The sequence below is a fragment of the Nocardia flavorosea genome (genome assembly GCF_015477805.1).
Lineage (GTDB): Bacteria > Actinomycetota > Actinomycetes > Mycobacteriales > Mycobacteriaceae > Nocardia > Nocardia flavorosea_A.
This window is the reverse complement of record NZ_JADLQL010000001.1, coordinates 763,284-776,830: the sequence shown is the minus strand read 5'-3', so window position 1 is coordinate 776,830 and position 13,547 is coordinate 763,284. Positions and strand designations below refer to the sequence as shown.

Below are 13,547 nucleotides of genomic sequence, written 5' to 3'. Positions count from 1 at the left end.
TGAACGGTCAATGGTGTTGCGGCCGCTGCCCGCCCGCCGCCGCGGTGACCGCGTCCGCTGCCGCCACGAGCGCTGTGCCGCGGCGGGCGATCTCCGCGCCGGTGATCGAGGTGCCCACATACATCGTGAGCACCAGTTGCTGGCGGCCGTCGGCGTCGTACGTCGGGGCGGCCAGCAGACTCACCGGATGCTCCTTGCGGGGACGCAGATCCGCGCCCAGGTACACCCGCTCGCCGAGTGTGGTCACCAGCTCCGCAACGGCGGTGCGCAGCTCATCCGGCATTTCGTGGCCGCCGACCCCGGCCAGCATGGAGTACAGCTGCCGGCCCGCGCCGGTCATGCTCTCCACCAGATAGCCGCGCTCGCGGCATTCCGCGACGAGTCGGCGCAGCCGGGTCTCGTCCTGATGCAGGGGCACCGTCGGTGGGGTGGTGAGCCAGGCGTCGAAGGCGGCATCGGTATCCCACAGCACGTACATCAGGCCGACCGGCGGCGCGAAACGATAGGTCGCTCCGACACGCACCATGGCCGGGCCGGCGCTGTCCAAGACGCTGATCCGTTCGCCGACCACGGCGGACGCGGTGCAGGTGGTGGCATATTTCGCGCTGAGGCGCCCCAGTTCGGGGTGGGCGAGCCCGGCAATGGCGAAACTGTCCTGGGCGACCCGTCCCGCGGCGATGAGTGCGGGACCCGGGCCGTAGTCGCGGGTGCGGGGGTCGCGGGTGAGGTAGCCGGCGGCGGTGAGCTCGGTGAGGATTCCCAGGCAGGTGGGTTTGGCCAGACCCAGGTCACGCGCTATTTCCGAGAGTCCGGCGCGGCGGCCGCGCCGCGCGGTGAGGTAATCGATCACCTGGATCACGCGCTGTGTGGGCGCCGATCGCCGTCCCACCTCGCGCACCTCCGCCGGGCCCGCTGCCATTGACCACTCCTAGAACAGGTTCTAATCTTTTTGATATAAGAATGTACCAGGGCGGTACATATATGGAACACCGGGAGTATCGTGCTGACTCAGCCGTTCGCGGACGCGATCGCCGCCGCCGAGGAAATCATCAAAGGCGCCCCCCATATCCGCACCGAACAGGATCTGGCCGAGGGGTACGACTATCTGGCCGCAAGTATCCGGGCCGCCATCCAGATGTCGTGGGCCTTCGACAAGGATTTCCCGTTCTTCGTGACTTCCACCGGCCCCTATACGAAGATGGGCCTGGACAACCCGGATACCCTCTACTGGCACGCCAACCTGCGCCCCGACGCCGAATACGTGGTGACGGGGACCCGCGGCACCACCCGCGACCTGAGCTTCCAGGTGCTCAACGGCAACTATTCGCCGACCGAGGTGCCCGGCGGGGAAACCGCCTTCGACGACCGCTCCATCGATATCGCGGCCGACGGCACCTACGAACTGACACTGGGCCCCGGAGCCGGCGGCCGCAACCATATCCAGCTCGCCGCCGATTCGACCATGCTCGCGGTGCGCGAGGTCTACGGCGACTGGGCGAACGAGAAGGCCGGTACCGTCCGGATCCGCCGGGTCGACACCGCCGGCACGGCGCCACCGGCGGTCACCACCGACCTGATGGCCAAACGGTACGAAGTCGCCGGCAAGATGCTGGTCTCCCGTTTGAAGACCTTCCTGGCCTTCCCCGAATGGTTCTATCTGAATCTGCCGGTCAACACCATGACCGAACCGCGGCGTACCCCCGGTGGGCTGTCCACGCAGTTCTCCTCGGTCGGCCACTACGAACTCACCGGCGACCAGGTCATGATCCTCACCGTGCCGAAATCCGACGCCCCCTACCAAGGGTTCCAGCTCGGCAGTATGTGGTACCTGTCGCTGGACTACATCAACCACCAGACCAGCCTCAACGCCGACCAGGCGAAGGTGGATCCGGACGGCATGATCCGGCTGGTGATCAGCGAACGCGACCCCGGCCTGGTCAACTGGATCGAGCGCACCGGCCACGACCGTGCCTACCTGCAGTTCCGCTGGCAGCGGCTGTCCCGGGAACTGAAACCCGAGGACGGGCCGACGGTGGAACTGGTGTCCTTCGACGAACTGCCGGACCGGCTGCCCTATTACCGGGAATCCCGGATCACCCCGCAGGACTGGAAGGTGCGCATCGCCGCCCGGCAGGCCGCGGTGGCGGAAAGGATGCTGGGCTGATGCTGTTGCGGGACAAAGTGGTGGTCGTCTCGGGAATCGGCCCCGGGCTCGGCCAGGCCATCGCGGTACAGAGCGCGAAGTCGGGCGCGAAGGTGGTGCTCGCCTCGCGTACCGAGAAACGCCTACGCAAGGTGGCCGCCGAAATCGAGGCGTTGGGCGGGCACGCGCTGGTCGTGCCGACCGATATCACCGATGATGCGGCGGCGCAGGAACTCGTGCGCGCCACCCACGAAGAATTCGGCCGGGTGGACGCGCTGGTGAACAATGCGTTCGCCATGCCGCCGATGGCCGACCTCGCCGATGTGGCGATCGACGATCTGCGCGCCAGTTTCGACACCAACGTTTTCGCCGCACTACGCCTTACCCGCCTGTTCGCACCGGCGCTCGCCGAACGCAACGGGTCGGTGGTGATGATCAACTCGGCCGTCCTGCGGCACTCCCGGCAACCCTACGGCCCGTACAAGATGGCCAAGACCACGCTGTTGGCGCTGGCGCAGAGCCTCGCCACCGAACTGGGACCCCGGGGTATCCGGGTCAATTCGGTGGCGCCGGGCTGGATCTGGGCCGACACTCTGAAATGGTATTTCGACTACCTCGCCAAGGAACGCGGAATCACGGCCGCGCAGGTATACACCGAGACCGCCGCCGATATCGATCTGCGCCGGCTGCCCGAACCCGACGAAATCGCCGATGCCGTCATCTTCTTCGCCTCCGAGATGTCCCGGGCGATCACCGGGACCTGTCTCGACGTGAACTGCGGCGAATTCCACCACTGAGGAGAAACCAGAAATGATCGGCAGGGAAGACGTCGGCACGATCGACGATCTGCACGCCTCCGCCACCAAGGTGATCGGCCTGGACGATTTCGGCGCCGACGACTACCGCACCGGACTGTCGGTGCTGCTCGAATCGTTCGAACGGGACGCCGAACTCACTCCGTTCGGCAACAAGGTCAACCGCGCGTTCCTGCGCGGGGCGCTCATCGCCCGGGCGTTGAGTGAAGCCGGCTGGAAACAGTATCCGCAGCATGCCGAGGTAGGAGTCGAACGCCCGATCTTCGTCACCGGGCTACCGCGTTCCGGGACGACGGCCGTGCACCGCCTGCTCACCGCCGACCCCGGCCATCAGGGCCTCGAGATGTGGTTGACCGAGATGCCGCAGCCGCGCCCGCCGCGCGAGACCTGGGAGCACAACCCGGTGTTCCAGCAGTTGCAGGCGGCCTACGAGAAACATCACGTGGAGCACCCGGAGTTCATGGGCGTGCACCATATCTCGGCCGACCAGGTGGAGGAGTGCTGGCAACTGCTGCGGCAGTCGGCGATGTCGATCTCCTACGAATGCCTGGCCTACCTGCCGCGCTACTCCGACTGGCTGCGCAACCAGGACTGGACACCCGCCTACGAACGCCACCGCCGCAATCTGCAACTGATCGGGCTCAACGATCCGGACCGCCGGTGGGTGCTGAAGAACCCGAGTCACCTGTTCGCGCTCGACGCTCTGCTCGCCGTATACCCCGACGCGCTGATCATCCAGATGCACCGGCAGCCACGCACGATCGTGGCGTCGGTATGCAGCCTGAACGAACAGGCCACCGACGGCTGGTCGGAGAAGTTCCGCGGTCCGGTGGTGGGACAGGCGCAGCTCGAGCTGTGGTCCCGCGGCGCACGGACATTCCTCGCCGATCGCGCGAAGTATCCCGCCGCGCAGTTCTGCGATGTGTACTACGAGGACTTCGTCACCGATCCGATCGCCACCGTCGAGCGGGTCTATGACCACTTCGGGATCGAGTTCACCGGAGCGGCGCGCACCCGGATGGCCGGCCTGCACAGCGAATCCACCTCGGGCGCCGCACGTCCCGCGCACAAGTACTCGCTGGCCGATTTCGGTCTCACCGCCGAACAGGTCGACGAAGCATTCGCCCCGTACCTGGCCGAGCACTATCCGGCCGGTACCGGCAGGTAGCCGAGCGCCGGACAGTGGGCGCATCGGCGCTCGCTGTCCGGGCGTGCGCGCCGGCCGCGTGCGAGGCCCGGCCGTGGACGCAACACGGGTTACCGCTGCGCCTCCGAAGCGCTCCCGGACCTGCGCGTTCCGATGGGTTCGTATTCTTCGGCGGCGTCGTACCGGGATTCAACCGGGTGAGTCGATCGAGCTTGTTCTGCACCATGATGACCATGCTCGGAATCCACCGGTCTGCACCCCCGGTATTCCTCGCCCGATGCGCATACTTCGGCTCAGCTCAGGGAGTGAGCCCGCCGTCGGCTGTCGATCCCACTGCCGCGGCGGCGGCCGGCGCAGCCGGGCCGAGTGTCAGGGCTGGCCGGGTTTCAGCACGATGAAAAGGCCGTGGGCTTCGGCGCAGAGCAGGTCGCCGTCGTGCAGGGTGGCCTTGATCCAGACCTTGCGGCCCTCATGCCGTTCCCCCCAGGCACGCAATTGCAGTTCCTTGTTCAGCGGTGTGATCGCCCGATAGTCGACGGTCAGCGAGGCCGTGCGAGTGACCGACCCGGAATACAGGGAACCCGCCAGACCCATCAGATCGTCGAAACCCAGGGAGATGTATCCGCCGTGGGCCGCTGCGTTCCCGCCCAGATGGAAGGTGCGGTAGGTGATCCGGGCCTCCACCCCGTCCGGTTTCGCCCGGTCCACACGGTAGGGCGGCAGGGTCACATTGCCTCGCGACGGCAGATCGAACCGGGTCCAGCCGGGGGCGTCCCATTCCTCGTGGACATGCCCGGCCAGCCGGTCGTTGAGCTTTTCCAGGATGCCGGCCGCTTCCTGCACCAGATCGTCCGGCGGTACCGCCAGCCGGGCCCGGTCCATGAGCGTGCGGACCTGTTCGATGAAATCGCCGTAGTGGGGTCCGCCGCGGCTGGTGTCCACCGAACGGATCTGATCCATCAGCTCCGACATCGGCCGGAAGCCGCCTTCGTGATGCTCCGCGCTCGGCAGTGCGTTCCCGGCCTCGTTTTCGCTCATGAGAACACGTTATCGTTCGGGTCCGTGGTCGCGGCCGGCCGGGGCCGTACCGCGCGCCCAGCACCGATCGGCCCCGTGCTGCTCGGACCGCGTAGGCTGCCGGGCAACGGCTGTCCGGCAGTACTTCTTCGCCGGGCATCCGGCGCTCGTTCATGGGAGTATTTCCGGACGGGTGATACGCACGCGGGGCGGTCGGCGCGGGCCGCCGGGAGGACGACAGATGCCGACGACGCCACTGACCCAGCAGAACTTCCAGACGGTAGTTGCCACCAATCACATTGTGCTGGTTGATTTCTGGGCGACCTGGTGCGGTTGGTGCACCCGATTCGCGCCGGTGTACGAGGCATCCTCGCAAACACATCGCGATATCGTGCACGCCACGGTCGAGGCCGAGGCCGAACCCGCGCTGGCGGCGGCCGGACAGGTCGACCGGTACCCGTGGATCATGGCGTTCCGCGAGGGCATGCTGGTGCATTCGCAGGCCGGCTTCCTGCCGCCCGCTCAGCTCGAGGAACTGGTCCAGCAGATCCGGTGGATGGATATGGAGACCTTCCGGCGCGAGCACGGACAGCCGTCACACGGGGCCACCGCTCCCGCCGTGACCGAACCCGCGGACGGGCGGGCGGGGCTCGTCCCCGGACCCCATCCCTACGGGTGGCCCGGTCTGCGGCCGGCGTGAACGGCGCACTCGAACCGGGCGCGGTTTTCGCCGGTTACCGCATCGAGCGGCTTCTCGGCGTGGGCGGAATGGGGCAGGTGTATCTGGCCCGCGATCGTGACCTGCCGCGCCCGGTCGCCCTCAAACTGCTGAACCCGGTGGCCGGTGCCGAGCAGGAGGTCCGGGCCCGGTTCCTGCGCGAGGCCGATACCGTCGCACGGCTCGCACACCCGAATATCGTCGCCGTCTACGCCCGTGGGGAAGAACAGCACCGCCTCTGGATGGCGATGCAGTACATCGAGGGCACCGATGTGGCGGCGGTCCTGCGCGACGGGCCCGTCCGGCCCGACCATGCCGTACGGATCACCGAGGAGACCGCGCGGGCCCTGGACCACGCGCATACCGCCGGAATCCTGCACCGCGATGTGAAACCCGCGAACATCCTGCTGGCCTGGGGCGAGCACCAGCGGGTGTACCTGTCCGACTTCGGTATCGCCAAGGCACTCGACCGTTCCGACGGGCTCACCCGCACCGGCGAGTTGTACGCGAGTTTCCACTACGCCGCACCCGAATACTTCGAGATGCGCCCCGATATCGACCGCCGCGCCGATGTGTACTCGCTGGGCTGCACGCTGTACTACCTGCTGACCGGCCGGTTGCCGTATCCGGCGGCCACCACCGGCGCGTTGATCAACGCCCATCTCAATGCGCCGGTCCCGCGACCGTCCGAAGCCGATCCCCGGGTGCCCCGCGGTTTCGACGGGGTGATCGCCAAGGCCATGGCGAAGAACCCGGCCGAGCGTTTCCCGACTTGCGGTGAGCTGGCGCTGGCCGCCCGCCGGGCGCTCGTCGACCCGCCGGTCACCCGGCCGGCGAGCCTGCCCGTGCCGCCGATCGCGCCCTCCACATCGCCTCTGCCGGGGCGGCCTTCGCGGGGCAGGCGGGTGCTGACGGCACTCGCCGCCGCGACGGCCCTGACTGTGTTCGGCACGGCGGCCTGGCTCACCGGGATCTCGCGCACCGGCACCGCCGGCTCCGACGGTCCGCCGGCTCCGCCCGCCGGCGCGAAAGCCGCCGCCGAACAGGCCGCCTGCGCCTACACGACTCTGGTCGGCACCTACGACTACGCGGACCCGGCCGGCTGGGAACAGGAAGTACAGGCCGGCGCCACGGGGCAGTGGAGGAGCCAGGCCGAAACCGTCCTGCCGATGGCCAGGGTCCTCATCTCCGCCGATCCCGAACGGTCCCGGGTCGAGAAGGCCACCTGTGTGGCGACGATGAGCGCGGCCGATACCCGGGCCGAGGTCCAGGTGCAGCTCACCACCCTCAACGCCGAACCCGGCGCCGCGGAGACACCGCGGGAACTGTCGGTGTCCACTGTGATGGAACTCGTCGACGGGCGGTGGCTGTGCAGCGTGTTCGACGCCCCGTTCATGCCGGGATGATCGGCTAGGGGGGGTTTGCACAGCCCCGGAACGGGGCATCGTCGATAGCGTCCGGTTCGCTACGCATAAGCTGACCGGGCTGCACGATGGAGGTAAGTCTTGACGGTCGAGGTACTGGCCGACCCGGAGCCGGGCGGGTCGTGGCAGGGCGGGCGACAACCGGCCCGGCCCACACCACCGGTATCGATGATCGAGCGGATGACATCGATCCTGGACGCGTTCGCGCCCGCCACACCGATGCTCACCCTGCACGACCTGGTGGAGCGCACCGGTCTGCCCCGGTCCACGGTGCACCGCATCCTGGACCAGATGATCAGGTTGCGCTGGCTCGCGCATTCGCCCGGCGGCTACCGCCTGGGCCTGCGGGCCCTGGAACTGGGCGGGCTGGCGGCCGGGCACAACGAACTGCGCGCCGTGATCGGCCCGCTACTGCACGAACTGTGCCAGCGGACCACCTCGGTGGGGCATCTCGGCGTCCTCGACGGCCGAGATGTCGTGTATCTGGACAAAACCGGTGGCCGTACCAGCGCCACCGTCCCCACCCGGGTCGGCGGTCGGCTGCCGGCGCACAGCACCGCGCTCGGCAAAGCGCTGCTCGCCGGCCTGGACCCCGGTGTCGTGGAAACCTCCTTACGCGAACAGCTGCCCAGGCTCACCGCTCGCACGATCGGTGACCGGCTGGAACTGCACCGGGAACTGGCCCGGATCCGCAGCCGCCAAGGGGTCGCGGTGGACAACGAGGAAGCGGTCGCCGGAATCGGCTGCGTGGCGGTACCCGTGCGACGCCGGGGAGTGGCGGTGGCGGCGCTGTCGCTGGCCACCCGGATCGGCTCCGGCCGCCCGGTCGTCGATACCGGACTACAGGCCCGCCAACTGGGCGCGCTGGCGGCCGAAGCGGGCCGGCTGCTCTCCCGGGAATGAGGCCCGCAAGCCATGCGTAACAGCCGTCGCCCGCGCGTTCTCACTGTGCGTGGTCAGCAATTCCGCTGGCGGACCTACCACCGGCACGTGGATGGCTGCGAGGAGGTCCTGTGGATACGGCAGCGTGGGGCGCCGGCCGGCCTGACACTGGTCTTTCGCCCGGGTGCGGAGCGCCGTATACCCGACGGCGGTGTCTCCACGGCGGGCGTCGTCGGGACCCGCGACCTCTGGTTGAACCTGAACGAGCCGGGTGTGGTCCGGGCGTTTCTCGACGCGGCCGTTCGGCGAGGCTTCCCAGCCGTCGCACGGACCGCCGGTCCGTGCGACGGCTGGGAACTTTTCGATGAGGTACACGCGCATGTGACGGCGAGTCGGCGATACGCCGAGCGCCCGGGACCCGAGTAATCCCGGTGCAGTGCGGTCAGGGCGTGTCCAGCGACCGCGCGAGGGCGCGGCCCGCGGCCCGGCCGGAGAAGATGCAGCCGCCGAGGAACGTCCCTTCCAGCGCGTTGTAGCCGTGCACGCCACCGCCGCCGAATCCGGCGACCTCGCCCGCGGCGTACAGGCCGGGGAAGGGGGCGCCGTCCGGGCGCATCACCCGGGAGTCCAGGTCGGTTTGCAGGCCGCCGAGCGTCTTGCGGGTGAGGACGTTGAGCCGGACCGCGATGAGCGGCCCCGCCGCCGGATCGAGGATCCGATGCGGTTTCGCGACCCGGGCGGTCTTGTCACCGAAGAAAGTTCGCGCGTTGTGGATCGCGGTCACCTGGGCGTCCTTGCTGAACTTGTTGGTGATCTCCCGGTCCCGCGCAACGATCTGGCGTTCCATATCCGCATAGTCGAGCTGCGGTCCGCGGGCGATCGCGTTCATCCCGTCCACCAGCTCGCGCAGGGTATCGGCCACCACGAAATCGGCGCCGTGTTCCTTGAACGCCTCCACGGGGGCGGGCGCCCCCTTGGTGAATCTGCTGCGTACGGTGGTGAGCCGGTCTTTGCTGGTGATATCCGGGTTCTGCTCCGATCCCGAGAGTGCGAACTCCTTCTCGATGATGGCCTGGGTCAGCACGAACCACGAATAGTCGTGGCCGGTCGACAGGATCGCCTTCATGGTGGTGTTGGTGTCGAAACCGGGGAAACACGGCGCCGGCAGCCGTTTACCGTTCGCGTCGAACCACAGCGACGACGGGCCGGGGATGATGCGGATCGCATGGTCGGGCCAGATCGGGTCCCAGTTGTTGATGCCTTCGGTGTAATGCCACATGCGGTCCCGGTTCACCAGTGCGGCACCGGCGGATTCGGCGATACCGAGCATCCGGCCGTCCACATGCGCGGGCACCCCGGAGATCATGGTGCGCGGCGCGGGCCCCAGCCGATCGACCGGCCAGTTCCGCCGGATGAGGTCATGGTTGTGACCGATACCGCCGGAGGTCACCAGGACAGCACCGGCCCGGAATTCGAAATCGTCCACCACGGTGCGCGACGTGGCGACCCCCCGGGGCAGCTCGGTGGGCTCCAGCACACTGCCGCGGACCCCGGTGACCGCACCGTCGTCGACGATCAGTTCGTCGACCCGGTGCCGGAACGCGAACCGCACCAGGCCGTTGCGTTCCGCTTCCAGGACCGGGTTCAGGAAGACCTCGAGCACGCCGGGGCCTGTTCCCCAGGAGATGTGGAACCGCGGCACCGAATTGCCGTGTCCGTCGGCGAGGGCGCCACCGCGTTCGGCCCAGCCGACCAGCGGCGTCACCCGGAGACCGAGGTCGTAGAGGTAGTCCCGCTTCTCGGTAGCCGCGAACTGCACGTAGGCCTGCGCCCACTGCCGGGCCCAGTGGTCCTCGTCGTCCCGGTCGAATCCGGCCGAACCCAGCCAGTCCTGCAGGGCGAGTTCGTAGGAGTCGCGGATTCCGAGCCGCCGCTGTTCCGGGCTGTCCACGAAGAACAGCCCGCCGAGCGACCAGAAGGCCTGCCCGCCGAGATTGTTGCGGTTCTCCTGGTCGACGACGAGAACTCGGTGCCCGGCCCGGGTCAGTTCGTAGGTGGCGACGAGACCGGCCAATCCGGCGCCGACGACGATCACGGGATATTCGTCGGATACCCGGTCACCGGGAGAGGTTTCGGACACGGTTCACCCTTCGCTCACGGTAGTTACCGGCGGGAAACCTATCAGACCCGCCGGCCGGCCGGACAGGGTTCAGCCCGGCCGCCGAACCGCGAATTCGGCGGCCAATTCGGTGAACACCGCGCGGTTCAGGACGAAGGCCCGTTTGCCCTCGTCCAGGATGCGGCGCTGTTCGAGTTCGTCGGCGCCGATCCGGTCGAGCAGGGCCCGGTATTCCCGTTTGAACGCCGCCGGATTGCCGATACCGTCGAAAACATAGAACCGGACGCCGTCACCGCGATGCGGTAGATCCCACAGCTTCTCGGCGTGTCCGCGGATCACCTGCCCGCCGGACAGATCGCCCAGATACCGCGTGTAATGGTGCGCGATATAGCCGCCCGGCCAGGTCCGGGCGCATTCCTCGATCCGGGCGGCGTAGGCGGCGGTGGCGGGTAGCGGGTCCAGTTGTTCGCGCCAGCCGGGCCCGGCCAGATGGGCCAGGTCGCGTTCCAGCTCCGCCGTACGCGCAAGTTCGGGTTTGATGAACGGTCCCGCTACGGGATCGTCGGCGAGCGCCGCGCTGTGATCCTCCAGCGCCCGGTAGATGAACCAGAGCTGCGCGGTGTAGCGGCGGTAGGAATCGATGCCGAGCGCGCCGGCGAGCATATCGGTGATGAAGGAGGAATTCTCCGCTTCCTCGTGTTCGCGCGCGGTGGCCTCCCGGATCCGGGTGGAGAAAGGGGCAGCCGGATCGGCGGTCTCGGTGGTCTGCGGCATACAAAACCCTTCCTGCGAACACGGCGGCAGTGCGCCGCTCCTTCCACGCCGCCGGCGGCGGCGCGGCTTCGTACCGCGCCGCCGCCGGCACCGGCAACCCGACGATACCGGGCGGATACCGCCCGTGGGGATCTCCGTCAGCCGGCGTCCGGGCGCCGGGACGCGGGGAGCGGCTCTGTCGGCACGGGGCCGGATTCACCCGCACCCACGCCTACCGGCTCGGCCGCGGCGCCGACACCGACCGGCTCCGGCGGGGCGAACGGTATCGCCGCGGTGGGCAGCATATCCTCGGCCATACCCAGTGCCGCAGTGGGCAGGGACAGCAGATCTGCGGGTAGTACCGGCATCTCGCGTATCTCCGGCGACGCCGCCACGGCCGAAGTATCGGACAGATCCAGCGGCTGCGCCGAGACCGCCGAACTCAACGGTGCCGGATCCAGGTCGTGGGTCCAGACGTTGTAGCCGGAACCGGATACCGTGGCCCGCCCGCGCGCGGGCGGTACGGGTGCGTGTGGTGCGGTGGTCCGCCGTGCCGGCGGAGCGACCGGCACGGGCGCCTGCGGCAGTTGCCCCGCGACCGGGAACCCCAGCGGCATTTCCGGCGAAGCCATGACCGCGGCAGGCGGCGCCCCCAGCACCGGTCCGTGGGCCCGGCCCAGCGGCGCGGCCCGGCGCTTGCCCAGGTTCACCGAGTACAGGCGTTTGGCCAGGTTCACCGAAGGCAACCGCTTGCGGGTGACCACCGGGCGCCGCAGCGCCCCGAACTTGCGCAGGATCGGTGGGCGGCGCACGGTCCGGTCGAACCATTCGCCGAGGGTCACCCCACCGGCCAGCGCGCAGCCGATACCGAACGCGGCCAGCAATTGGTCCGCGCCGCGGGTGAACTCGTCATTGAGCATGCCGTACAGGCCGCGGTAGATGCTCAGGCCGGGCAGCAGCGGGGTGATACCGGCGAGTGCGACGACCAGCGGCGGCGTCAGCGCCCGCCGGGCGAGCAGACCACCGACCATGCCGATCACCACGGCCGCCGCACCGGCGGCGAGCACGGGCCCGAATCCGGCCGCCATCACCAGCAGGTAGCAGATAGTGCCCATGGCGCCGCTCCCGGCGGCCGCGGCCAGTGCCCTCTTCTCGGCGTAGCAGGCGAGGCAGAACGCGAGCGCGGCCGTGGCGCCGGCCATGACCTGCACAGGCAGATTGGTCAGCGCGTGGCCGGGCCCGAGGTCCAGGGGCACCGTTGCGTCGAACATTTCGCCGACCCGCAGCGTGAGCGCGATACCGGCGATGATGCCGCCGGTCATCATCAGCAGTTCGAGCATTCGCGCGCCCGCGGTGATCGGCGCCCCGGTGATCGCGTCCTGGACCGAGCCCACCAGGCTCAGCCCACTGAGCAGCACCGTGATCCCGGCCGCGATGATCAGCGTCGGACTCACCGAGATACCCAGCGGTTCGGCGACGGCGGCCAGCACCACGGCCGGTGTGGCGGCGATGGCGCCGCCCACCAGATGCTGGAAGAAGAACGGCAGACCGTACCGGTTGAGGGCGCGGTTGGTCCGATCGATCAGGGCGGTGGTGACAAAGCTCAACGCGACGACCAGTACACCGCCGCCGAGCAGCAGCGAAATCGCCGCGGCCATCAGCGACCAGCCGAAGGTGGCGGTCCACCGCTTGTAGGGGTGCGGCGCCGAGGTGATGGCATCGAGTGCGGCGCGCGCCTCGGCCGGGGGCACGACTTCGCGACGGATCCGGCGGGTGAGCCGATCCACCGCGGCCAGCCGGGTGAAGTCCAGTGAGCGGTACTGCACCACCCGCATGGAACTGACCGGGGGAAGCCGGCGGCCGCGATGCACCGAGATGCGGATGGCGTTGTAGGTGACCTCGACATCGCATTCGGACAGACCGTAGGTGGCGACGATGAAACGCACTGTGGTCTCGGTATCGGTGACGGCGGAACCCGAGGCCAGCACCACTTCACCCATCCGGATGGCCAGATCCATCACCTCGGCCACGGTGGCGTCGTCGGTGAGATCGATCGGCTGCAACGGGGCGGGTGCGGAGACGATCGTATCGGCCGTCGCGGGCCGATCGGCGACCAATTTCTTGATGGCACCGGTGATCACAGGCAAACGCAGGGGAGTACGCCGGTGCTCGGCGTAACCCGACGGGTCCGGAGAGATCTGTGGTGTGGAGGTCGCTCCTTCCAGGAATCCTTGCGCAGCCATAGCCGCGAAGGTAGTGGCCGGAGGGCCCTCTTATCCACCGAAAAATAGGTCGGATGAATGTGATCTTCGTTACGTGCCGGTTTATTCCCGGTTCGAAATGGAAAAAGAGGCACGTTTCCCCAGCTGAGCGAGGTCTTTCCTAATGCGTCGGCGGGTGCCGCGCAGGTGTTACGCCCGCGCTGCCGATACGTCCGGCGCATCGCCACCCGCTGTGGTGCCGACTCCGCCCGGCCTCGTTCCGCGTTCCGGGCTTACCCGCTCCCGTCGTGACCATGTACGCCCGCGG

Annotated in this window: 10 protein-coding genes and 1 pseudogene; 6 read left to right on the top strand and 5 right to left on the bottom strand. The window is 68.5% G+C overall.

Going from position 1 to position 13,547, the window contains the following annotated elements:
- Positions 1-7 precede the first annotated feature (7 nt).
- A complete protein-coding gene (locus tag IU448_RS03535) occupies positions 8-919 on the bottom strand; it encodes a helix-turn-helix domain-containing protein (RefSeq protein ID WP_195054018.1) in 912 nt (303 codons plus the stop codon).
- A gap of 81 nt (positions 920-1,000) precedes the next feature.
- On the opposite strand from IU448_RS03535, the gene IU448_RS03530 reads away from it, so the two are divergent.
- From IU448_RS03530 to IU448_RS03520, 3 genes are read left to right on the top strand one after another with little or no spacing between them, the layout of a single operon-like run.
- Positions 1,001-2,164: a hypothetical protein gene (locus tag IU448_RS03530; RefSeq protein ID WP_195054017.1), complete on the top strand. Its 1,164-nt coding sequence runs from the start codon at positions 1,001-1,003 to the stop codon at positions 2,162-2,164.
- Positions 2,164-2,940 carry an SDR family oxidoreductase gene (locus tag IU448_RS03525; protein WP_195054016.1) on the top strand — a complete coding sequence of 259 codons (777 nt, stop codon included), beginning with the start codon at positions 2,164-2,166 and terminating at the stop codon, positions 2,938-2,940. The genes IU448_RS03530 and IU448_RS03525 overlap by 1 nt, the downstream gene beginning before the upstream one ends.
- A gap of 13 nt (positions 2,941-2,953) precedes the next feature.
- A complete protein-coding gene (locus IU448_RS03520) occupies positions 2,954-4,126 on the top strand; it encodes a sulfotransferase family protein (protein ID WP_195054015.1) in 1,173 nt (390 codons plus the stop codon).
- A gap of 348 nt (positions 4,127-4,474) precedes the next feature.
- Here the strand turns inward: IU448_RS03520 and IU448_RS03515 are convergent, their stop codons facing one another.
- A complete protein-coding gene (locus tag IU448_RS03515; RefSeq protein ID WP_195054014.1) occupies positions 4,475-5,143 on the bottom strand; it encodes a PaaI family thioesterase in 669 nt (222 codons plus the stop codon).
- Positions 5,144-5,363: 220 nt separating this feature from the next.
- Between IU448_RS03515 and IU448_RS03510 the strand changes: the two genes are divergently transcribed.
- From IU448_RS03510 to IU448_RS03500, 3 genes are all read left to right on the top strand, one after another.
- Positions 5,364-5,822 carry a thioredoxin family protein gene (locus tag IU448_RS03510; protein ID WP_195054013.1) on the top strand — a complete coding sequence of 153 codons (459 nt, stop codon included), beginning with the start codon at positions 5,364-5,366 and terminating at the stop codon, positions 5,820-5,822.
- The gene (locus IU448_RS03505) at positions 5,798-7,246 is read left to right on the top strand and encodes a serine/threonine-protein kinase (RefSeq protein ID WP_324188497.1); all 1,449 of its coding nucleotides are present in this window, start codon (positions 5,798-5,800) and stop codon (positions 7,244-7,246) included. The genes IU448_RS03510 and IU448_RS03505 overlap by 25 nt, the downstream gene beginning before the upstream one ends.
- Before the next feature lie 99 nt (positions 7,247-7,345).
- A complete protein-coding gene (locus IU448_RS03500; RefSeq protein ID WP_195054012.1) occupies positions 7,346-8,167 on the top strand; it encodes an IclR family transcriptional regulator in 822 nt (273 codons plus the stop codon).
- Positions 8,168-8,588: 421 nt separating this feature from the next.
- On the opposite strand, the gene IU448_RS03495 is transcribed toward IU448_RS03500, so the two are convergent.
- From IU448_RS03495 to IU448_RS03485, 3 genes and pseudogenes are all read right to left on the bottom strand, one after another.
- A complete protein-coding gene (locus IU448_RS03495; protein WP_195054011.1) occupies positions 8,589-10,286 on the bottom strand; it encodes an FAD-binding dehydrogenase in 1,698 nt (565 codons plus the stop codon).
- A 69-nt stretch (positions 10,287-10,355) separates the two neighbouring features.
- The gene (locus tag IU448_RS03490; protein ID WP_195054010.1) at positions 10,356-11,039 is read right to left on the bottom strand and encodes a heme oxygenase (biliverdin-producing); all 684 of its coding nucleotides are present in this window, start codon (positions 11,037-11,039) and stop codon (positions 10,356-10,358) included.
- Positions 11,040-11,755: 716 nt separating this feature from the next.
- Positions 11,756-13,165 (bottom strand): annotated as a pseudogene (locus IU448_RS03485) (threonine/serine ThrE exporter family protein); the annotation flags it as partial.
- Positions 13,166-13,547: the final 382 nt, after the last annotated feature.